The sequence below is a fragment of the Streptomyces sp. SBT349 genome, from assembly GCF_001083795.1.
Lineage (GTDB): Bacteria > Actinomycetota > Actinomycetes > Streptomycetales > Streptomycetaceae > Streptomyces.
This window is the reverse complement of sequence record NZ_LAVK01000232.1, coordinates 1-21,747: the sequence shown is the minus strand read 5'-3', so window position 1 is coordinate 21,747 and position 21,747 is coordinate 1. Positions and strand designations below refer to the sequence as shown.

Annotated in this window: 16 protein-coding genes, 1 pseudogene and 1 riboswitch; of the genes and pseudogenes, 8 read left to right on the top strand and 9 right to left on the bottom strand. The window is 74.4% G+C overall.

Annotation, left to right across the window (positions count from 1 at the left end; translation table 11 throughout):
• Together ADY01_RS24530 and ADY01_RS24525 are read right to left on the bottom strand one after the other, a co-directional pair.
• A pseudogene (locus tag ADY01_RS24530) lies at positions 1–469 on the bottom strand (phosphoesterase PA-phosphatase); the annotation flags it as partial.
• On the bottom strand, positions 466–2,034 hold the full coding sequence (locus tag ADY01_RS24525) for an ROK family transcriptional regulator (protein WP_078900570.1): 1,569 nt from the start codon (positions 2,032–2,034) through the stop codon (positions 466–468). The gene ADY01_RS24525 and the pseudogene ADY01_RS24530, both read right to left, overlap by 4 nt.
• 133 nt (positions 2,035–2,167) lie before the next feature.
• Between ADY01_RS24525 and ADY01_RS24520 the strand changes: the two genes are divergently transcribed.
• The 6 genes from ADY01_RS24520 (at position 2,168) to ADY01_RS24495 (ending at position 11,127) form a co-directional block, all read left to right on the top strand.
• Positions 2,168–3,664, top strand: coding sequence for a sugar ABC transporter ATP-binding protein (locus tag ADY01_RS24520; protein WP_049577784.1), 1,497 nt, complete (start codon positions 2,168–2,170; stop codon positions 3,662–3,664).
• Positions 3,664–4,788 carry an ABC transporter permease gene (locus ADY01_RS24515; RefSeq protein WP_078900569.1) on the top strand — a complete coding sequence of 375 codons (1,125 nt, stop codon included), beginning with the start codon at positions 3,664–3,666 and terminating at the stop codon, positions 4,786–4,788. Before ADY01_RS24520 ends, ADY01_RS24515 begins: the two co-directional genes overlap by 1 nt.
• Entirely contained in the window at positions 4,785–5,807 is a 1,023-nt protein-coding gene (locus ADY01_RS24510; RefSeq protein ID WP_049577781.1) for an ABC transporter permease, read from the top strand. The genes ADY01_RS24515 and ADY01_RS24510 overlap by 4 nt, the downstream gene beginning before the upstream one ends.
• A 32-nt stretch (positions 5,808–5,839) precedes the next feature.
• Entirely contained in the window at positions 5,840–7,099 is a 1,260-nt protein-coding gene (locus ADY01_RS24505) for a substrate-binding domain-containing protein (protein WP_078900568.1), read from the top strand.
• Positions 7,100–7,966 (top strand): sugar phosphate isomerase/epimerase family protein, encoded by an 867-nt coding sequence (locus tag ADY01_RS24500; RefSeq protein ID WP_049577778.1) that lies wholly within the window; start codon positions 7,100–7,102, stop codon positions 7,964–7,966.
• A gap of 71 nt (positions 7,967–8,037) precedes the next feature.
• Positions 8,038–11,127, top strand: coding sequence for a ThuA domain-containing protein (locus tag ADY01_RS24495; RefSeq protein ID WP_234320388.1), 3,090 nt, complete (start codon positions 8,038–8,040; stop codon positions 11,125–11,127).
• Positions 11,128–11,209: 82 nt separating this feature from the next.
• Here the strand turns inward: ADY01_RS24495 and ADY01_RS24490 are convergent, their stop codons facing one another.
• Complete coding sequence (locus ADY01_RS24490) at positions 11,210–11,962, bottom strand: SDR family NAD(P)-dependent oxidoreductase (protein WP_049577774.1); 753 nt, start codon at positions 11,960–11,962, stop codon at positions 11,210–11,212.
• 115 nt (positions 11,963–12,077) lie between these two features.
• Between ADY01_RS24490 and ADY01_RS24485 the strand changes: the two genes are divergently transcribed.
• Positions 12,078–12,296, top strand: coding sequence for a hypothetical protein (locus ADY01_RS24485; protein ID WP_049577771.1), 219 nt, complete (start codon positions 12,078–12,080; stop codon positions 12,294–12,296).
• A 229-nt stretch (positions 12,297–12,525) separates the two neighbouring features.
• On the opposite strand, the gene ADY01_RS24480 is transcribed toward ADY01_RS24485, so the two are convergent.
• From ADY01_RS24480 to ADY01_RS24470, 3 genes are all read right to left on the bottom strand, one after another.
• A complete protein-coding gene (locus ADY01_RS24480) occupies positions 12,526–12,993 on the bottom strand; it encodes a MarR family winged helix-turn-helix transcriptional regulator (RefSeq protein WP_049577770.1) in 468 nt (155 codons plus the stop codon).
• A gap of 79 nt (positions 12,994–13,072) precedes the next feature.
• Positions 13,073–13,942: a nitroreductase/quinone reductase family protein gene (locus tag ADY01_RS24475; RefSeq protein WP_049577789.1), complete on the bottom strand. Its 870-nt coding sequence runs from the start codon at positions 13,940–13,942 to the stop codon at positions 13,073–13,075.
• 48 nt (positions 13,943–13,990) lie between these two features.
• A complete protein-coding gene (locus ADY01_RS24470; RefSeq protein WP_049577767.1) occupies positions 13,991–15,271 on the bottom strand; it encodes an aminotransferase class V-fold PLP-dependent enzyme in 1,281 nt (426 codons plus the stop codon).
• Positions 15,272–15,285: 14 nt separating this feature from the next.
• Positions 15,286–15,403: riboswitch (SAM riboswitch) on the bottom strand.
• 143 nt (positions 15,404–15,546) lie between these two features.
• Between ADY01_RS24470 and ADY01_RS24465 the strand changes: the two genes are divergently transcribed.
• Positions 15,547–15,885, top strand: a complete 339-nt coding sequence (locus ADY01_RS24465) for a hypothetical protein (RefSeq protein WP_159001383.1) — start codon at positions 15,547–15,549, stop codon at positions 15,883–15,885.
• On the opposite strand, the gene ADY01_RS24460 is transcribed toward ADY01_RS24465, so the two are convergent.
• The 3 genes from ADY01_RS24460 to ADY01_RS24450 all read right to left on the bottom strand — a co-directional run bounded on the left by ADY01_RS24460 (position 15,882) and on the right by ADY01_RS24450 (position 21,703).
• Positions 15,882–18,800, bottom strand: coding sequence for an AfsR/SARP family transcriptional regulator (locus ADY01_RS24460; RefSeq protein WP_063784338.1), 2,919 nt, complete (start codon positions 18,798–18,800; stop codon positions 15,882–15,884). The genes ADY01_RS24465 and ADY01_RS24460 overlap by 4 nt on opposite strands.
• A gap of 285 nt (positions 18,801–19,085) precedes the next feature.
• The gene (locus ADY01_RS24455; RefSeq protein WP_049577762.1) at positions 19,086–20,084 is read right to left on the bottom strand and encodes a dihydrodipicolinate synthase family protein; all 999 of its coding nucleotides are present in this window, start codon (positions 20,082–20,084) and stop codon (positions 19,086–19,088) included.
• Positions 20,084–21,703: an FAD-dependent oxidoreductase gene (locus ADY01_RS24450; protein WP_049577757.1), complete on the bottom strand. Its 1,620-nt coding sequence runs from the start codon at positions 21,701–21,703 to the stop codon at positions 20,084–20,086. Before ADY01_RS24450 ends, ADY01_RS24455 begins: the two co-directional genes overlap by 1 nt.
• Positions 21,704–21,747 lie beyond the last annotated feature (44 nt).

The window sequence follows — 21,747 nt, the reverse complement described above, 5'->3', positions numbered from 1 at the left end:
GCCAGACGCCGGGGGCGGGTTCCGGCGTGGGGAAGGCGACGTTGATGGCCTCGGGGGCGAGGCCGTCGCCCTCGCGCCCGGCGAGCAGGGCCCCGGCCTCGGCGCGGCCCGCGGCGAGGCCGCCGTCCTCGGCGGGGCCGTCGGGGACGCGGTCCAGGGTGGTGGCCAGCGCGGCGTCGAGCTCGGTGGCGCGGGCGGGGACCAGGGTGAGGAGGGTGTGGTGGAGGGCGCCCGCGAGCGCGGCGTCCTGGAAGGCGGCGGCGTCCTCGCCGGCCGGGGCCTCGTCCAGGGCGCGGACGGCGGCTGCCCAGCCGATGGCCCAGGTGCGGCTGTTGGTGGCCTGGGTGGGGGCGCCGCCGGCGGTGAGGGTGGCGGAGGTGACGTCGAACCACTCCAGCGCGGTGTCGGCGCCGGTCGCGCCCGCGGCGGCGCCCGGCCGCGCGGTGGCGGTGGGGGCCTGCGTGGTCACCAGGGCGGCGACCGCGGCGAGGGCGGCGGCGGCGAGCAGACGTGCGGGACGGCTCGTGGAACGGCTCGTGGAACGGTGGGCGGGACGGCGGGCGGGTGACGGCAACGGGTGCTCCTGTGGGGAGAGTCGGCGGCCGGGATCCGGCAGGGCGCCATCCTCGCACCGCGTTGTTGACGGGAGCTGACGGTGAGTGACGGCCGTGTGTCCTGTTCACGCGACGCCCCGCCAACGGCCGGGGATCGGAGCGGTCGGGGGCCCGGCGCGGGCATCACCGATCGGGGGACGGCGGTGCGGGCCCGTTCACCCGCAGGTGCGGAAGCGGAGGCCGGGCGGGCGGCGGGCGCGGGGGCCCACGGCGCCGCGCGGGCCAGGACCGCGTCCACCCGGGCCGGGGACAGGACGTGGTCCGTCGCCAGCAGGGCCGCGCCCAGGGCCGCCGCGTTGCCCTTGGTCCGGCTCGGCTCGATCATCAGGTGCTGGGTGGCGAGCGGGTGGGAGCGGAGGTAGACGGCCTCCCTGACCCCGGCGATCAGCTGGTCGCGCACCCCCGCCAGCGCGCCGCCCAGGACGATGGCCTCGGGGTTGAAGAAGTTGATCAGCCCGGAGAGCACATCGCCCACGCAGCGTCCCGCCTCGCGCACCATGCGGACGGCCTCGTGGTTGCCCGAGCGCACCAGGCGGCCGACGTCGCTGCCCGAGGCGGCGACGGTGCCGGCGCCGCCGAGCCGGCGGGCGAGCGCCGCGCCGCCCGCGACCGCCTCCAGGCAGCCGGCGTTGCCGCACCGGCAGGGCGTGCTGTCGACGCCGACCCTGATGTGCCCGATGTCGCCCGCCGAGCCCTGCGCCCCGCGGTGCAGGCGCCCGTCCGCGATGACGCCGCAGCCGATGCCCGTGCCGACCTTGACGAAGAGCAGGTGACCGACGCCGGGGAAGATCCGGCGCTGCTCGCCGAGCGCCATCATGTTGACATCGTTGTCGACCAGCGTGTTCACGCCGAACCGGTCGGCGAAGAACCGCGGGATCGGGTACTGGTGCCAGCCCGGCATGAGGGGCGGGTCGACGAGCCTCCCCGTGCGGAACTCCACGGGTCCTGGCACTCCCACGCCGATGGCCCGCAGCGAGGAGGCGGGGCGCGCGACGCCGGCGAGCAGCGCGTGCAGGGTGCGCGCGACGTGTTCCAGCACGGCGTCGGGGCCCTCGCCGATCAGCAACGGGTCCTCCTGGGTGGCCAGTTCCTCGCCGCCGATGTCCAGCAGGGAGACGCGGCAGTGCGTCGCGCCCAGGCCGACGCCCGCGACCAGGTGGTCGCGCGTGCGCAGCGTCAGCTTTCTGGGCATCCGCGCCCCCGGCGTCTCGCCCTCCGCGCGCTCGTCGAGGAAGCCGTGGGCGATCAGGGCCTCGACCCGCTGGGAGACGGTCGAGCGCGCCAGCCCGGTCAGCCGGGCGATGTCGGCGCGGGTCTCGGCCGTGCCCTCGGTGACCAGGGCGAGGACCTGGCCGGGAGAGGCGAGGGCGGCGGCCGTGGGACCGCGGGGTGTCGGCGCTGTGGACGGCGCTGCGGACATGAACACCTCCGGGCAACTTTGGCCTCTCAGAGGCAAAAGCTGATAGGCAGTCAGCGGAAGTTAGAAACATTTCTGCGTTATTACCCGCGCTTGACGCCTTGACAGTCACAACTTCTGCCAAGACATTGCTTCCATGCTGACGATGCGGGACATGTCAAAAAGCTTCCTCGGCAACCGAGTCCTCCATGACGTCACCCTCGACCTGCTCCCCGGAGAAGTGCACGCCATCGTCGGCGAGAACGGGGCCGGCAAGTCGACCCTGATGAAGCTGCTCAGCGGGGAGCACACCCCCGACAGCGGCCGGATCGAGATCGACGGGGTGGAGCACGCGTTCAGCCACCCCGCGCAGGCCCAGGCGGCCGGGGTCGGCATCATCCACCAGGAGCTCGCGCTCCTCCCGGACCGCACCGTCGCGCAGAACGTTCTCCTCGGGCGGGAGCCCACCCGCTGGGGCCTGGTCGACCGAGCCGCCATGGAGCGGCGCACCGCCGAACTGCTGGACGACCTCGGCGCGGTCGGCGTCGGCCCCCGGACCCTGGTGCGCGACCTCTCGGTGGCACGGCAGCAGATGGTCGAGGTGGCGAAGGCGCTCGCCGCGGACGTGCGGATCCTCGTGATGGACGAGCCCACCGCCGCCCTCGCCGAGCACGAGGTCGCCGCCCTCTACGACCTGGTGCGCCGCCTGACCGACCGGGGTCTCGGCATCCTGTACATCTCGCACCGGCTGCGCGAGGTCTTCGCGCTCTCCCGCCGCGTCACCGTGCTGAAGGACGGGCGCAGGGTCACCACGGTCGCCACCGCCGAGACGGACATGGACGCGGTCGTCCGCGCCATGGTGGGACGGGAGCTGACCTCGTACTACCCGCCGCGGGCGGGCGCGGGGCGGGCGGGGGACCCCGTGCTGGACGTCTCGGGCGCCGGGAACGACCGGCTGTCGGACATGTCGCTGACGCTGCGGGCCGGTGAGATCCTGGGCGTCGCCGGGCTCCAGGGCTCGGGGCGCAGCGCCCTGACCCGGGCGCTGTTCGGCGCCGCGCCCTTCACCCGCGGCACGATGACGGTCGACGGCGCCCCCCTCCGGCCGCGGCGCCCCCGGCAGGCGATCCGCGCCGGGATCGCGCTGGTGACGGAGGACCGCAAGACCGAGGGGCTCGCCCTGCGCCAGTCGGTCAGGGACAATGCCCTGCTGGTGACGCGGGCCGTCCCCGCGAGGCGGCGCCCTCCGGACGAGGAGGCGCTGAGGGGCCTGCTGGAACGGGTGCGGCTCCCCACCCATGGAACGGGCCGGGAGGTGCGGTTCCTCTCCGGCGGCAACCAGCAGAAGGTCGTCATCGCCAAGTGGCTGGCCGCGCGGCCGAAGGTCCTGCTCTTCGACGAGCCGACCCGCGGCGTCGACGTCGGCGCCAAGGCCGCCATCCACACCCTGGTCAGGGAGCTGGCGCAGGAGGGCCTCGCGGTCCTGCTGATCTCCTCGGAGCTGCCCGAGCTGATCGGGATGAGCGACCGCGTTCTCGTCATGGCCGACGGGCGCCTCGCGGGCGAACTGCCCGCCGGCGCCTCCGAGGAGGACATCATGCGCCTGGCCACCACCGACCGGACGGTGCTCGGCCGCAAGGGCGGTGGCGCCTGATGGCCACCGGCCCGCACTCGGCCACCTCGCCCGCCAAGGACCCCGAGCGGGGACCCGCCGCGGCCGGCCACCACCCCACGCCGGCCGGCCGCGGCCCCGGGCCGGGGGCCCGACCCAGGTCCCGGCCCGGGGCCGGACCCGGGTCGGGGCTCGCGGCCCGGCTCGCCGACCCGGCCGTGGGCGTCTGGCTCGCCGCGCTCGGCGTCACGCTGCTCGGCTGGGTCGTCGTCAGCGCGCGGGGCGGGGAGTTCCTCACCCAGCCCAACCTCACCGGCATCCTCCAGAACTGCGTGGCCCTCGGGCTCATCGCGCTGGGGCAGACCCTGGTCATCCTCACCGGCTCGCTCGACCTGTCCGTGGCCTATCTGGTCAGCCTCGGCACCCTGGTCGCCGCCGAGACCATGGACGGGCAGGACGGCAACATCGTGACGGCCGTGGTGGTCGTCCTGCTGCTCGCCGCCGCGGTCGGCCTGGCCAACGGGCTGATCGTCACCGGCCTGAAGGTCAACGCGTTCATCGCCACGCTGGGCACCGCCCTCATCCTGCGCGGCTGGATCGAGGACAACTACACGGGCCCCGCGGGATCCGTGCCCTCGACGTTCCGGCGCCTGGGCTACGACCGGATCGGCCCGGTCCCCGTCTCGCTCTTCCTGCTGGCCGCGGTGGCGGTCGCGCTGTGGGTCGTCTGCCGCAGAACGCGCCTGGGCCACCACATGTACGCCACCGGCGGCGACGAGCACGCCGCCCGGCTCTCCGGGGTCCGCACCCGGCGGACCGTGGTGCTCGCCCATGTGCTCTGCTCGCTCTGCGTCGGCGTCGCCGCCCTCTTCCTCGCCGCCCGCTTCGGCGCGGGCTCCCCCTGGGCCGGCACCGAGGCCCGTTACGACCTGGAGTCGATCGCCGCGGTGGTCCTGGGCGGGACGCTGCTCGCGGGCGGCCGGGGCGGGGTCGTCGGCACGCTGGGCGGCGTGGTCGTGCTGGCCGTCCTGGACAGCGTCTTCAACCAGCTCGCCGTCGACCCGTTCTTCAAGAACGTCCTGCGCGGCGTGGTGATCATCGCGGCCGTGGCCATCTACGCCCGCCGCCGCCGCTCGGCGCGCGGACCCGTGGGGAGGACCGCATGACCGTCGCGACCCCCGTCGCCGCCTCGGCCGAGACCCGCCGCTCGCGGGCGACCGCCCTGCTGGGAACGGGACTTCCCGTCTACGCCCTGCTGCTGATCCTGCTGGCGGCGCTGGCCGTCACCGACCCCGGGTTCTACGAGCCGGACCGCCTCCTGGCGTTCATCCGGCGGGCCGCGCCCCTGGTCCTGCTGGCCGCCGGGCAGTATCTCGTCATCGTCTGCGGGCAGTTCGACCTGTCCGTCGGCGCCGTGGTGACCACCGGGGTGGTGGTCGCGGCGGAGCTGTACAGCGAGTTCCCCGGAGCGCACTGGCTGGTGGTGTGCGCCGTGCTGCTGGTGGCGGGGGCGGTGGTCGGCCTGGTGAACGGGCTGGTGACCACGGGACTCGGCGTGCCCTCGTTCATCACCACGCTCGGCATGATGCTGATCCTGGAGGGCGGGGTCTTCTTCTGGACCGGCGGCTCGCCGCAGGGCTACCTGCCCGACGAGTTCCGTGCCGTGGGCCGCGACGACGTCTTCGGCCTGCCGTGGGCGGTGCTGGTCTGCCTCGCCGTGGGCGCGGGCGCGGTGGCGCTGATGCGCTCGCGCTTCGGGCGCACCCTGATGGCCACCGGCGACAGCGACCGGGCCGCCGCCCTCTCGGGCGTGCGCGTGCACCGCGTGCGCACGGTCGCGTTCGTCCTCTCCGGCGCCGCCGCCGCGCTGGCCGCGGTGCTCATCGGCGGCTTCTCCGGCGTCTCGGCCCAGGCCGGGTCCGGCCTGGAGTTCGAGGCGATCACCGCCGTCGTCCTGGGCGGCGTGCTGCTCGGCGGCGGGCGCGGCTCGGTCGTCGGCGCCATGGCCGGGGCCTTCTCCCTGACCGCGCTCTTCACCCTGCTCAACCTCCAAGGCGTCTCCGGCGCCCTGGAGTCCACCGTCCAGGGCGTGATCGTCATCGCCGCCGTCGGACTCGGGGCCGCCGACTGGTCCCGGCTGCGCCGCCGTACCCCTTCCCGCACCCGTGGAGGTCGCACCTCGTGATCGGACGTACCCGCATGACCGGACGTACCCGCATGACCGGACACATTCGCACGACCGGACACACCCGCAGGCTCAGGCACACCCGCGTGCTCGGACGACGCGGGTCCGCTCTCGCCGCCGTCCTGCTGACGGCGACGTTCCTCGCCTCCTGTTCGAGCGACTCCCCGGCCGAGGGCGGCCCCTCGGCGCCGGCCGGCTCGGAGGAGCCCGCGGAGAACGGCGGCGGGGAGGCGGAGTTCTTCGCACAGGAGGAGTACGACCAGCAGCTCTCGCTGATGGGCGAGACGCCGGAGGGTCCCGAGGACCGCCCCTGGGAGCAGATGCTGCTGCCGGAGATGATCTCCACCGAGGAATACGCGCTCCCCGCCGTCGAGGACGTCCACCTCTGCTTCTCCAACGCGGGCGTCTTCAACCCCTGGCGGCAGGTGGGCCTGCGGACCATGGAGGAGGAGGTCGCGCAGCACGAGGAGATCACCGAGTTCACCGTGATCGACGCGGAGGGGCAGGACGACAAGCAGATCTCCGACATCCAGGAGCTCGTCGGCCAGGACTGTGACGCCCTCATCGTCTCGCCCAACACCACGGCCACGCTGACCCCCGCGGTCGAGGAGGCGTGCGGGCAGGTGCCGGTCATCGTCTTCGACCGGGGCGTGAACACCGACTGCCCCGTGACGTTCATCCACCCGATCGGTGGCTACGCCTACGGCGCGGCGGCGGCCGACTTCCTGGTGGACGAGGTGGAGCCGGGCGGCAAGATCCTGGCGCTGCGGATCTCGCCCGGGGTCGACGTGCTGGAGAACCGCTGGTCGGCCGCCGAGCTGGCCTTCGAGGAGAGCGGACTCGACGTGGTCGGCGTGGAGTTCACCGACGGCGACCCGGCCACCGCCAAGTCCATCGTGACCGACGCGATTCAGCGCCACGGCGGCATCGACGGCGTCTGGATGGACTCGGGGGCCACCTCGGTGGCGGCGATCGAGGCGTTCGAGGACGCGGGAGAGGAGGTCCCGCCGATCACCGGCGAGGACCAGCAGGACTTCCTCCAGGCGTGGAGCGAGCGCGACCTGACGGCCATCGCGCCGACCTACCCCACCTTCCAGTGGCGCACGCCGGTCATCGCCGCGCTGCGGATCCTCGCGGGCGAGGAGGTGCCCGAGGAGTGGCGCCTGCCGCAGCCCACCGTCACCCAGGACACCCTCGACGGCTACGTGCAGGAGAACATGCCGCCGCTGCACTACGCCATGTGCGGCTGCGAGGGCATGCCCGGGTATCCGGGCGAGTGGGGCGGCGAGTAGATGAAGGCGCTGACCATCGGGGCCAATCCGTGGATCTGGCACTCGCCGGTCGACGGAGCGGCGCTGACCGAGACGGTGCCGCGGCTGGCCGCGTGGGGCTTCGACGAGGTGGAACTGCCGCTGGAGAGCGCGGACGACTGGAAGCCCGCCCCCACCGCGGCGCTCCTGGCGGCCCACGGGCTGCGGCCCGCCGCCGTCGTCGCCGTGATGCCGCCCGGCAGGGACCTGGTGCGGACCACGCCGGAGACGGTCGCCGCCACCCGCGCCTACCTGGTGCGCTGCGTGGAGGCGGCCGAGGAGGTCGGCGCCCCGGTGGTCGCGGGGCCCCTCTACGCGGCGGTGGGCCGGACCTGGCGCATGGACGCGGCGGAACGGGCCACCGCCTACCGGGAGTTGAGGGAGGGCCTGGCCCCGGTGGTGGAACGGGCGATGGCCGCGGGCGTGGTCCTGGCCGTCGAGCCGCTGAACCGGTACGAGACCAGCCTGCTCAACACGGTCGAGCAGACGCTTGAGGCGCTGGAGGGCCTGCCGGAGGGCGGCGTCGGCGTGGCGCTCGACACCTATCACCAGAACATCGAGGAGCGCGGCCTCGCCGACGCGGTGCGACGGGCCGAGGGGCGCGTCGCGCACGTCCAGGTCTGCGCCAACGACCGCGGCACCCCGGGCGCCGACCACCTGGACTGGGCGGGCTTTCTGAGCGCGCTCCTCGACAGCGGCTACGCGGGGCCGCTCTGCATCGAGTCGTTCACCGCCCACAACGAGACCATCGCGGTCGCCGCCTCCGTGTGGCGGCCCCTGGCCGACCGACAGGACACCATCGCGGTGGACGGACTGGCGTTCCTGCGCCGGGCGTTCGCCGCCCTCTGATCCCTCACCCCCGAAAGAGGCACCCGCCAGGAGAGGACACCCCCCACATGCACCGCCTGCCTAGAAAACGTTTGAGAGCCGCGGTGGCGCTCGCCGTCGCCCCGCTGCTCGCGGTCGGCGCGCTGCCGTCCGCCTCCGCGGACGAGCACGCCGCGGAGTTCCGCGCCCTGCTCTTCACCAGGGCCGTCGGCTACGTGCACGACTCCATCCCCGCCGGCATCCAGATGTTCGAGGAGGAGGCGGCGGAGAACGATTTCGAGATCGTGCAGAGTGACGATCCCGCGATCTTCAACGACGCCGACCTCGCCGGGTTCGACGTGGTCGTCATGCTCCAGAACTCCGGGATGGTCTGGGAGACCGACGCCCAGCGCACGGCCGTTCAGGACTACGTGGCGGGCGGCGGAGGCATCGCCGCCCTGCACAACACCCTCGACATGGGCATCGAGAACGAGTTCCCCTGGTGGGACGAGCTGATCAACGGCGGCGCGCACATGCCGGCCCACTCCCCCGGTGTGCTGCCCGGCACCGCCCATGTGGCCGACCGGGTGCACCCCTCCACCAGCATGCTCCCCGAACGCTGGGAGCGCCCCGAGGAGTGGTACAACTTCGACGTCAACCCCCGCGGCGACGTCCATGTCCTGGTCACCGCCGACGAGTCGACGTACGACCCGGGCAGCGAGGCGATGGGCGCCGACCACCCGATCTCCTGGTGCCGCGAGGCCGAGGGCGGCCAGGTGTGGGCCACCGCGATGGGCCACGACGCGGCCTCCTACACGGAGGAGTCGTTCCGCGACCATGTGGTCGGCGGCGTGCGGTGGGCGGCGGGCGTCGCGCCCGGCGACTGCGGCGGCACCGTGTGGAACACCTACGACAAGGTGGCCCTGGACGACGACACGGCGGACCCGATGGAGCTCGACGTCGCGGACGACGGCCGGGTCTTCTACGCCCAGCGCGCCGGCCAGCTCCAGATCTACGACCCGGCGGCGCACGCCACCACCACCGCGGGCACGCTCGACGTCTACACCGGGGGCGAGGACGGCCTCGTCGGCCTCGCGCTCGACCCCGACTTCGCCACCAACCACTGGGTGTACCTCTACTACGCGCCCGCCGACAGCGCCGAGGACGTCAACCGGCTCTCCCGGTTCACCGTGGAGGAGAACGTCCTCGACCCGGCGAGCGAGGCCGTGCTTTTGGAGGTCCCGGCCTACCGTGACCGGACCTACCCGGAGCCCGGACACACGGGCGGCAGCCTCGACTTCGGCCCCGACGGGACCCTGTACCTGTCCACGGGCGACGACGTGCCGCCCAACCTCTCGACCGACTGGCAGGGGTACGCCCCGATCGACTGGCGCGAGGGCCAGGAGATGCTGGACTCGGCCCGCACCGCGGGCAACACCAACGACCTGCGCGGCAAGATCCTGCGGATCGACCCCACCGACGACGGCGGCTACACGGTGCCCGAGGGGAACCTGTTCCCGCCCGGCACGGAGGGCACGCTGCCCGAGGTCTACGCCATGGGCTTCCGCAACCCGTTCCGCTTCACCGTGGACCAGGAGACGGGCTTCGTGCACGTCAGCGACTACGGCCCCGACCGCGGTCCGCCCACGACCGAGCGGGGCCCCGAGGGCCTGGTGGAGTACAACATCATCAAGGAGCCGGGCAACTTCGGCTGGCCCTTCTGCCACGGTGACAACCAGCCGTACGCGCCGTACAACCCGGACACCGGGGAGATCGGCGAGAAGTTCGACTGCGCCAACCCGACCAACCCCTCGCCGAACAACACGGGCCTGACCGAGCTGCCGCCCGTGCAACTCCCCGAGGTCTGGTACGGCTACGAGGTCTCCGAGCAGTTCCCCGAGATGGGCGAGGGCGGCTCGGCCCCGATGAGCGGCCCCGTCTACTCCTACGACCCGGACAACCCCTCCCCCACCAAGTTCCCCGAGTACTTCGACGGGGCGCACTTCTTCTACGAGTGGGGCCGCGACTACATCAAGGAGATCCAGCTCGACGCGGACGACGAGGTCCTGAAGATCAACGACTTCCTGTCCTCGCAGCAGTTCGCCAGCCCGATGGACATGACGTTCGGGCCCGACGGCTCGCTGTATCTCCTGGAGTGGGGAAGCGAGTTCGGCGGCGGCAACAACGACTCGGGGCTGTACCGCATCGACTACGTGCGCGGCGGGCGTTCCCCGGTGGCCTCGGCGACCGCCTCGGTCACCAGCGGACCCACGCCGCTGGCGGTCGACTTCTCCAGCGAGGGGACGAGCGACCCGGACGGCGGGGAGCTGGCCTACGCCTGGGACTTCGACGGCGACGGCACGTTCGACTCGACCGAGCCGAACGCGTCCCACACCTACGAGGAGCCGGGCGAGTTCACCGCCCAGCTGCGCGTGACCGACCCGGAGGGGAACGAGGGCTTCGACAACGTCCCCGTCACCGCGGGCAACACCGCGCCCTCCGTGGCGATCGAGTTCCCGGTCAGCGGCCAGCTGATCGACTTCGGCGACCAGATACCGTACCGGGTGACGGTCACGGACCCCGAGGACGGCGAGATCGACTGCTCGCAGGTGTTCGTCAACCCGGCCCTCGGCCACGACGACCACGAGCACCCGACGACCGACCTGGCGGGCTGCGAGGGCACGGTGGACACCGGCGACCTCGGCGGCCACCCGGAGGGCGCGGACCTGTGGTACGTGCTCAACGCCCGCTACACCGACGGGGGCGGCGAGGGCACGGGCGCGCTCACCGGCTACGGACGGTCGGTGCTCCAGCCGCGGGACAAGCAGGCCGAGTACCACCACGACCAGTCCGGGACGCGGATCGTCTCGCAGCCCGACGCGGAGAACGGCGAGCGCATCGGGGACATCAGCGACGGCGACTGGATCGCGTTCGAGCCGATGAGCGTCGAGGGAACGGGCTCGGTGAGCTACCGGGTGTCCTCGCCGTTCGGCGGCGGCGCGATCGAACTGCGGGCGGGCGCGCCGGACGGCGAGCTGCTGGCCACCACCCCGGTCCCCAACACCGGTGACTGGGACGTCTATCAGTCCACGCCCGCCGTGCCGGTCGCGGAACTGGCCGGGACGCACAAGCTGTATCTCGTCTTCGACGCGCCGCAGGAGAACTCGTTCGACCTGGACTCGATCCAGTTCGCGGCGCCCTGACCCCTCTTCCCCCTCGGAGCCGGGGCCCGGCGGACGGCACACCACCGTCCGCCGGGCCCCGGCCGCGCGTGGACCGGGCCGCTCACCTGGGGCGGAGGCGGAGGCCCTGCATGCCGCCGTCGACGGCGAGGTCGGTGCCGGTGGTGGCGCCGGAGAGAGGGCTGGCGAGATAGGCGATGGCGGTGGCGACCTCGTCCGCGCTGACCAGCCGGCCGGTGGGCTGGCGGGCCTCCAGGGCGGCGCGCTCGGCCGCGGGGTCGTCGGCGGCGCCCAGCAGCCGGGCGATCCAGGGGGTGTCCGCCGTGCCGGGGTTGACGCAGGTCACGCGGATGCCGTCGGCGACGAGGTCGGCGGCGGTGGCCCGGGTGAGGGCGAGGACCGCCCCCTTGGTGGCCGAGTAGAGCGCCCGGTTGGGCAGCCCCGCGGTGGCGGCGACCGAGCAGGTGTTGACGACGGCGGCGTGCCGGGACGCCCGCAGGTGGGGCAGCGCGGCACGGGTGGTGCGGACCATGCCGAGGACGTTGACCTCCCACAGGCGGCGCCACTCCTCGTCCGGGTTGTCCTCGATGGTGCCCTGGGCACCGATGCCCGCGTTGTTGACGAGGATGTCCACCCCGCCCAGCGCCTCCGCCGCCTGCGCGACCGCGGCGCGCACCGCGTCGTCGTCGGCGACGTCGGCGCGGACGCCGATCAGCGGCTCCGGCACCTCGGGCACCAGGTCCAGGCAGGCGACGCGGGCACCGCGCCGGGCGAGCAACGCCGCGGTCGCCAGGCCGATGCCCGAGGCGCCGCCGGTCACGACGGCGGCGAGCCCGGCGAATTCCTGGTCACTCACAAGGGGCCTCCCTGGGCCTGCGCCTACGCTTGTACATGGGACCGATTTATAGTCCGGGGACCGCACAGACGTCCAGACCGGGGCCGAACCGGACAGCCCCCGGCCGAGACATGGGATGTCTGCGGACCGCCGGACCGCACCCGCTCCCGGCCGCATCGCCCCTGCCCGGAGCGCCTTTTCATGTATCCGCCACCCCATCGACTTTCACGGCAGCGCCACCACCACGGACGACCAGTACCACCAGCGGGGGCTGCCTAGGTTCGGCCCCGGTCTGGACGAGGCCACCGGCGGCTTCGACGCGTTCATCGACGACATCGAGATCACCAACGGCTGATCGGCACGGCACGGCACGGCACAGGGCGAGGCCCCGGTCGGCGGACGCGCATCCGCGGGCCGGGGTCTCNGGCGAACACCCACGAACCCTCCCCCCGTAGGTGCCTCCCTCGTGCATCCGCACGAAACAGACACCCGGCCAAGCCCGCGCCACCTAAGCCAGGCGTAGAAGCCGCCCCACCCCACCACGGCCGCACTCCACCCCCGCAGACAGCGCAGAATGCGAAGGCTCAGCCCGCCTCGCCGCCAAGAGCCTCGCGCTCGTAGCGGCGCATGGTGTCCACGAACAGCGCCCGTTCGCCGGGGGAGAGCGGGGCGAACGCGGACCGCCACGCCTCCGCGCCGTTGGCGAGCCACCCCTCGATGGCGGCGCGCGTCTCGGGGTCTCCGCTGAGCGTCACGATGGTGCGCCGCCCGTCCTCCGGGTCCGGGTGGCGTTCCAGCACGCCCTGCCTGCTGAGGTCGCCGACCATCAGCGACACCGTGGTGGGCGCGACATCGAGGCGGGTGGCGAGCGCGCTGACCGGCTGCGGGCCGTCGAAGAGGAGATAGGCCAGCAGCGACAGGTGCCGCGGGGCCAGGTTGAACGAGCGCAGCGCCTCGGGGAGGGCGATCCGCTTGAGCCTGGCCGCCACGCGCGGCATCAGCAGCAGCATGGCCCGGATCGCCTCGTCCGAACTCAGCTCCGCACCGGCCACGCCGGGACCCCCTCGGTCACACGACCCCCGTGGCCGCAACGATCAGGAGGCCCCACGCTACCGCAGGCGGCGCGGCCCCCTACGGCGCCGGGATCAGCTGCGCCTCCTCGTAGGCGAAGTGCTCCTCCAGGCCGGTGACCAGGCGGTCCAGCTCGGCACGCAGGGTCGCCGGGCCGGTCCCCTCGCCGCCGAGCAGGGCCGCGAAGCGGGTCAGGGCCTCCTCCACCACGAGGTGCTCGGCGCGGAGGCGGTCGAGCGCGGGGGCGAGCTCGGGAAACCGCCGCTCGAACGCGGTGAAGGCGCCGTTCTCCCTGGTGTGGTGCAGCTGGAGGCCGTAGCAGAACCGCAGGCAGTGGCGGCGCAGCTCCTCGGCGGCTCCGGCGGCCCCGCCCGTTCCGCCGGTGGCCGGGGCCCCGGCGAGGGCCTGGTCGATCTCGGCGCGAAGCGCGGCCAGTTGGCCGCGCAGGTCGGCGTGGTGGCGGCGCAGTTGCTCGCCCACCAGCCGGGCGCGGTCGTCGTCGGCGGAGAGGACGAGCGGGTGGAGGGCGACCACCGGAATCGTCCGCTCCGTGCCGCTCTGGTACGCCAGGAACGCGGGGTCCCGCTCGCACTGGAGCTCCCAGTAGCGGTCGCGCTCCTCACCCTCCAGCGGAACGGCGCGCGCCGCGAGCGGCCTGCCCTCGCCCGCCTCGCCGGGGAGTTCCAGCGTCACCTGGGGTGAGGCCAGCAGGTTCAGATACCAGTCCGGGTGGCGGTCGCCGCCCGCGTTGGAACCGAAGACCAGGTAGCGGTCGCCATCCCTCAGGCAGACGGCCGGGGTGGTGTGGGGGCGGCCGGTCCTGCGGCCCGCCGTGGTCAGCAGGACCAGCGGCGCGCCCTCGAACATGCCGCCCACCCGCCCGTTGTTCGCGCGGAATTCCTCGATGATCCGCTTATTCCAGTCGCTCACGCGGGACACGCCTCCGCTCCAGGTGTGTTTGCTTTGAAAGCAAACATATCACTGGGTGGTCGCCCCGGCCAGCTCCCGGACGGCGCGCACCAGCCGTTCCACGTGCTCGTCCGGGGTGCCCGCGCCGAAGCTCACCCGCACCGCCGCGCCCGGTCCCTCGCACCCGGCGCTCCCGCCCCGCCCGTCCTCGCCCAGGAGCTCCCGCACCAGCGGCTGCGCGCAGAACATCCCCGCCCGCACCCCGATGCCGTACCGCTCCGACAGCTCCCGCGCGAACCCGGCCGCGTCCCGGCCCGCGACGGTGAACGAGACCACCGCCACCCGTGGCGCCGCGGGTCCGAACAGCGACAGCTCCCTGACCCCCGGCACCGAGGCGAGACCGGCGCGCAGCGTCCTCAGCAGGCGCTCCTCGTGCGCCACCAGCGCCTCGAAGCCCGCCCCCGCCAGCGCCCGGCAGGCGGCGGCGACCGCCACCGCGCCGATGACGTTGGGCGAGCCCGCCTCGTGGCGTGCCTCGTCCCGCGCCCACTCGACGTCCAGCCGCCCGTCGGCCGCCCGCGTCACGACCCGCGTCGCCCCGCCGCCCGCGAGATAGGGCTCGGCCGCGCGCAGCCAGTCGCCCCGCCCGGCCAGCACGCCCGCGCCGAAGGGCGCGTACAGCTTGTGGCCCGAGAACGCGACCCAGTCCACGCCCAGTTCCGTCAGGTCCACGGGCCGGTGCGGCGCGAGCTGCGCCGCGTCCAGCACCACCCGCGCCCCGTGGCGCCGCGCCACGGCGGCCAGTTCGCGCACGGGCCACAGCTCGCCCGTCACATTGGAGGCGCCCGAGACGCACAGCAGCGTGGGCGTCCCCGCCGGGACCGCCGCGAGCGCCTCATCGGCCGCCAGCACCGCCTCCTCGGGCGAACGCGGCGTGCCCAGGCAGGTGGTGGGGTGGCGGCGCCAGGGCAGCAGCAGCGCGTGGTGCTCGGTCTCGAAGACGAACACCCGCGTCCCGGCGGGGAGTGCGGCGGCCAGCAGGTTCAGCGAGTCGGTGGTGGAGCGGGTGAACACCACCTGGTCACCCGGGCGGCAGTGGAGGAACGAGGCGACCGTCGCCCGGCTGCGTTCGAACAGCTCGGTGGCGCGCTGCGAGAGATGGCCCGCGCCCCGGTGCACGCTGGCGTAATACGGCGCGAAGTCCGCGACGTCGTCCCACACCTCGCGCAGCGCCGGGGCGCTCGCGGCATAGTCGAGCGCCGCGTAGGTGATGTCTCCGCCGCCGCCGAGGGGAACGCGCACGTCCGCGCTGATGACGGGCAAAGGCGGCGTGCCGACAGTAAGGGTCATGGGGACGACTCCCTGATCCGCGCTTGCCGCGGACCCTGCGCCCGCGGCCCGGTCATCACCCGGGGCACCCCGCCGCGGAGGGAGGGTTGCCGGACAGCGGGCCGGGGCCCTCAACTGCTGTCACTCGTGACCTTGTCCGCGATTCTGTCACAGGCCGTCCGGCGCGCCACTCTCCAGGGGGACCGGGACCACGCGATGGAAGTACCGTACGCATTCGGCCGGTTGCGCCGGGTAAGAGGGCGGGCGATCATCATCAGCCTCACGAGAGGACAGCCATGCACATTCGACACATCGCCGGGGTGGCCGCCGCCGGCGCCCTGCTCGCCCTCGCGGGTCCCGCCGCCACCGCTCACGCGGAGGTGACGGGCACCTTCCGCTTCAGCCTGCCCGACGGGAACGAGGGCGAGATCGAGGGCCCCGCCAGCTACCAGTGCTACATGCTGGAGGCCCCCGACAAGCCGGTGACCTCGGGCTACAACAACACCGTCTTCACGGCCGAGCTCTACGGCGACGGCGCCTGCAACCACGCGCTGGGCCACGAGGTCCCGCCGAACAGCGGTTTCCAGAGCGAGCCCGCGGGCAGCGTGATGTTCAAGCCGGTGCAGTCCGCCTAGGACCCGTCGTCGGGATCCCGGCGACGAGGCCCCGCTCTCGGCGTCTCACCGTCCGGATCCCACCGCGGGAGCAGCCGCTCCCGCAGCCGCCGGGCCTCGGTGACGCGGTGCTGGGCCATGAACAGGTCCAGCGCCGCGCGCCGGGTGGCGTCGGCCTCGCCGCGCCGGCCGAGCGCCTCATGGGCCTCGGCGAGCCTGACCAGGGTGTTCGCGGCGTTGTGCGGGTCGCCCCCGGGGGCGTTGTTGAGTGCGAGCGAGCGCCGGTAGTACCCGACCGCACCGGCGGCGTCCCCCGTGCGCAGGGCGATGTAGCCCAGGCTGTCGAGCGTCGCGGCCTCGCCCCCGGGGTGGCGGTGGCTCCGAAAGAGCCCTAGCGCCCGCTCGCAGTTGCCGCGGGCCGGATCGAAGTGGCCGCGCAACGCCTGTGTCCACCCGAGGGAGTTGAGCGTCCTGGCCTCCCCGACGGCGTCGCCCGCCGCCCGGAAGAGGCCGAGCGCCAACTCGGCGTGCTCCTCGGCCCGTTCGGGGTCCCCGTTCCTGGCGTGGGCGTGTGTCATGGCCTTCAGGGTCTGCGCCCGCTCGCGTGGATCGCCCGAGGTCTCGAAGCGGGCGAGGGCCTCGCCCAGGTGGGTCAGCGCGGCTGCCGCCTCCCCGGCCCGCAGCAGCGCGTTGCCCAGGCGCCGGTGGGCGAGTGCCTGGGCGACGGCGTCGCCGAGCCGCCGGGTGCTCTCCAGGGCGGTCCGCCAGGACGCGATGTGCTCGGGCCCGATGGCGTGGTAGGTCTGGTGGCCGTCCAGCGCCCAGGCCAGGCGCCACGCCCGCGCGTGCCAGCCCCGCCGGTGGGCGGCGCGCTGGGCCGCGAGCAGCCCCTCGTACTCGGCGGCGAACCAGCCGCGCGCCGCCTCGGGCCCGTCCAACTCCAGGGGAACGCAGCCGGGTTCGGGCTCGCCCCGCTCGAACGGCAGCGGATAGGCGTCCATGAGGTGGTCGGCGCGGTAGGCCGTGTGCAGCAGGAAGTCCACCACCCGCCGCAGGGCGGCGTCCCGCTCGCCGCCGGGCATCCGTCGCGCGCGCTCGGCCGCGTACTGCCGGGTCAGGTCGTGCATGCGGAAGCGGCCCGGGGCGTGCTCGGCGATCAGGTGCGCGGCGAGGAGGCGGAGCAACGGCCCGCGGGCCCCGGCCGGTTCGAGGCCGAGGAGCGCCGCCGCGGCCGGGAGGCCGATGTCGGGTCCGGGGGCGAGTCCCAGCAGCCGGAACGCCCGCGCCGCCTCCTCGTCCAGCGCGCGGCAGGAGGCCGTGAACACCCTCCGCAGGCCCGCGTCCAGCGCGCCGCCGTCCAGGGCGTCCAGGGTGCCCGCGGCCTCACCGGCGTCCGCCGCGCCGGGGGCGCCCGGGGCGCCGGGCCGGGTCCCGGCCTCGCGCAGCGGCTCGGCCAGCGCGGCCAGCGGCGTGCCCGGCCGCCCCGCGGCGTGGGCGCCGACGAGGCTGATCGCCAGCGGCAGCCCGGCGCACCGCTCCAGCAGCTCGGCGGCGGTCCCGGGCTCGGCGGCGACGCGGTCCTCGCCGAGGTGGCGGTCCAGCAGCGTGCGCGCCTCGTGGTGGGGCAGCACGTCGAGGCCGATCAGCCGCGCGCCGTGCGCGCCGGCCAGGCCGACCAGGCGATGGCGGCTGGTGACCAGGACCGCGCAGCCGGGGCTGCCGGGGAGCAGGGGCACGACCTGCTCGGTGTCGCGGGCGTTGTCCAGGACCACCAGCAGCCTGCGCTCCGCGGTCAGGCTGCGGAACAGGCCGGTCCTGGCGTCGGGTTCGGAGGGGACGGAGGCGGGCTCGACGCCGAGCGCGGAGAGGAACCCGCGCACCGCGGCGGCGGGCCGCGTGGGCTCGTCCGAGGGGTGGAATCCGCGCAGGTCCACATACAACTGGCCGTCGGGGAAACGGTCCACGTGGTCATGGGCCCAGCGAAGGGCGAGCCACGTCTTGCCGATGCCGCCCGCGCCCCCGATGGCCGCCACCGCCATGGCGCGCCGCCCGCCGTCCTCGCCCCGCGTCCCGCCGAGTGCCTCGGCCAGCTCGTCGAGCTCCCGCTTCCGGCCGGTGAACAGGGCGGGCGCGGCGGGCAGTTGGCGTGGCACCGGGGGCCGTGCGGGGGACCGCGCCGCCCGGGGCGCCGGGGCCCTGAGCGCCGGGTCCTCGGTGAGGATCCGGCGGTGCAGGGTGCGCAGCGCGTCGCCCGGGTCGGCCCCCAGTTCCTCGGCCAGGCGACGCCTGATCGCCTCGTACCGCTCCAGCGCGTCCCCGGCCCGCCCGCTCCGGTGGAGGGCGAGCATGAACTGCCAGGCCAGCCGCTCGTCCAGGGGGTGTTCCGCCGTCCGTGCCATCAGACCGGGCAGCAGGGCGTCGTGCCGGCCCAGGCGTAAGCGGGCGTCCCCCAGGTCGAGTTCGGCCGCGTAACGGTCCAGCGCGAGGCGGGCGCCCAGCGCGTTGAACCAGGGCGTGTCCGGGAACCCGTGCTCCTCGCCCCGCCACAGCCGGAGCGCCTCCTCGAACAGGGCGGCGGCGCGGGCGTCGTCCTCCTCGGCGGCGGCCCGTTCGACCAGGCCGCGGAACCGGTGCAGGTCCACGGCGGCCGGGTCCACCGTCAGCACGTAGGCGCCGGAGCGCCGCCCGATGCTCACGTCCCGCGCGGGGGCCAGCGCGCCGCGCAGCCGTGAGAGATAGCTGTAGAGCGTCCCGTGGGCCCGCTGCGGAGGGTCCTCACCCCACAGCCGTTCGACCAACTCGCCCCGGGAGACGGAGCGGTTGGCGTCGACGAGCAGCGCGGCCAGCACATGCCGCTGCCGGGCGTGGCCCAGTTCGAGGCGCCGCCCGCAGACCCTGGCCTCGACGCCACCGAGCAGCCCGAACTCCGCCGTCATCACACGTTCCCGTCGACTCCCGTGTCCCACCCACCCCTTGATAACCGGCCTGAGCTGCGCATTCAAGAGTCCCGCAAGATTCCTCCAGATGACGGAGTGCAGAGTGGTGTCCAGTGGCCGGCGGACACGATGACCACGATGTCCCGACGACCACGAGGCACGCCATCGCACACCGATGGACCGGCACCACCACCGACCAGGGGGACGGACACATGACCACGCACACGAACACGGGGGAGTCCACCCGCGCCACCTCGCCCTCGTGGCGGCGCGGGCGGCCGAGGGCTACGGGGCCCCGGGGCCTCCGGCCGTGATCAGCTGATCCGACCAGGGGGCCAGCAGCGCGAGCAGGGCGTCCCGTTCGGCCGGGGTACACGGCGCGAACGGGGCGGCCACATGCGGCGGGCACAGGCCGCGCGCCGCCAGGACGGACTTCACGGCGGGGACGCCGGGGCGGACGCCGTGAAGGGCGAGGATCGAGCCGAGCGTCCGCTGCGCCCGTTCCGCCGCCTCGCCGTCCCCGGCGCGGTGCGCGGCGAACAGCCCGACGGCGAGGGCGGGGGCCAGATTCGCCACCCCCGGCACGATCCCGTGGGCGCCCTGCCGCAGCCCCTCCAGCAGCCGGGGCTCGGCGCCCTGGCTCAGCCCGAAGCCGGGGAAGCGGCCCGCCGCCGCGACGGCGTGGGCCAGCAGCCCGGGGTCGCCCGAGCTGTCCTTCATCCCCACCAGGTGCGGCAGCGCCGCCAGGTGGTCGATCAGCGAGGGCGAGAGCGGGCAGCTGTAGCGCGGCGCGTTGTAGGCGACCACCGGCACGCCGAGCCCGCCGAACGCCGCGTAGTGCGCCACGATCTCGTCGTCGCGGTGGTGGTAGTAGATCGGCGGGCTCAGGACCAGCGCGTCGGGGCGCGCCGGGAGCACCGCCTCGGCGCGGGCGAGCGCCTCCCCGGTGCCCGCCGCGGTGACATTGACCAGGACCGGGCCGCCTCCGGTCAGTTCGCGCCACCGCGCGTCGACGGCGGCGGCGAACGTCCCGAGCCCCGGGCCCGTCTCCAGCAGCGGGCCCTCGCCGTTGCTGCCGAACAGCATCAGGCCGCGCGCCCCCGCCGCAGCCAGCGCCCGCAGCAGCCCGTCCGCCCCCTCGGCGGACGGGACGCCGGGGCGGGACATGGGCGTGACCAGCGGCACCATCACGCCGCCCAGCAACTCCCTGCCGTCGGCGCGCGCCCCCGCCCCGTGTGCCTGCCCGCGCGCCTCCCCGCGCGCCGCGTCCGCTCCGCCGGACATCAGTACGCCCCCACCCGCGGCCAGGCCAGCTCGACCCCGGCGCGCACCAGCTCCTCCTGGAAGCCGGAGCGCCGCTCGGCGTCCTCGTGGACCTGCCCCGGCTCGACGCCCTCCTCCAGGCAGTGCGCCGCCAGCGACCCGGCGACCTCGCCCACGTTCCACTCCACCGGATGGAGCCGGTAGCAGCCGTTGGTGATGTGCGTCGTGCCGATGTTCTTGCCCGCGGGGAGCAGGTTCCGCAGGCGGACCGGGAGCAGCGCGCCCAGCGGGATCTGGAACGGGCAGCTGGCGACGTCGATATAGGTGTCGCCGCCGGTCGAGGGGTGCAGGTCGATGCGGTACATCCCGACGCCCACCGAGTCCGGGTAGGCCACCGCGCCCGCCTCGCCGCGGACGGCGAACGACAGGTCCTGCTCGACGACCCTGCGCCGCGCCAGGATGCGCCGCGACTCGCGGATGTAGGGGGCCTTCGCCAGCCCGTCCGCGGTGCCCATCACATCGCCGCGCAGCCGCAGCCCGGGCCATCCGGTGCCCCCGTCGGGGCGCGGCGCCTCGGTCTGGAGCCAGTACAGCATGCTGAGGCTCAACTCCCGCGCGCCCGCCAGGTGCCGGGTCCTCTCCTCCTCGCTCACGCCGATCAGCGGGCCCGGAAGGTAGTCGATCATCGGCCAGTTGACGATGGTGACGTCGCTCAGCGCGAAGCCCGGCCGCAGCACGGCGCGGGACAGCACCCTGCGGAACGCCCACAGCTCCTTGTCGCCCGGGTCCTTGGACTGGTCGGCGACCACCGGGCCGGACTCGGCGTTCGGGATGAAGTCGCGCGTGCTGGTCTCCAGCGTCCGCGGGTCGGGCGCGGTCAGGCTGAGCAGCGGGTTCGGCCACTGCGGCGGCTGGTAGGCGGCCCAGGCTTCGTAGTCCGCCGGGCGGTCCACGGTGTGGTCCTCGCCCGCGCGGTGCTCCACGGCGAACACCCAGGAGAACGCCTGCATGTTGTCCGGCTGCGCCTCCTCGGGGGCGCTCGGCTCGCCCGTGTCGTGCCGGGACTCGAAGCCCGTCACATGCTCGGCGCCCGCGAGCGGCAGCAGGTCGCCCAGCTCGGTGGCGTCCAGCACGTAGCGCGCGGCCACCTCGGCGCGTTCCCCGTCGGGTCCCTCGACCACGACGGAACGGACCAGGTCGCCGTCGACCGCGACCGCGACGGGCCGGTGCCGGTACAGCACCCGCAGCCGCCCGGCCGCGACATACGGCGCGACCATCGCGTCCAGCACGGCGGCGGCCACCCGCGGCTCGTGGCACAGCCTGCTGACCCGGCCCTCGCCCGGGTTGAGGTCGCGGCGCCCGCGGGCCTCGTCGGTCAGCGGATACCAGGTGCGGTAGTAGTCGCGGATCGCGTCGCGCAGCGCCCGGTAGGTGCGCGTGCAGCCGAACTGCTCGATCCACGGGTGCTCGTCGGGCGGCACGCCCTGGCTGGTGAGCTGCCCGCCGAGCCAGTCGGTCTCCTCGGTGAGTACCACCGAGTGCCCCCGCGCCAGGGCGGCGAGCGCCGCGGCGACGCCGCCGAGTCCGCCGCCGACGACGAGGATGCCGGTGGGGGTGGGGTGGGCCGTGTGACTGCTCACGTGCGGGGTCCTGTTCTCGATGCGTCGGGCTGGTGGGGCTGGTG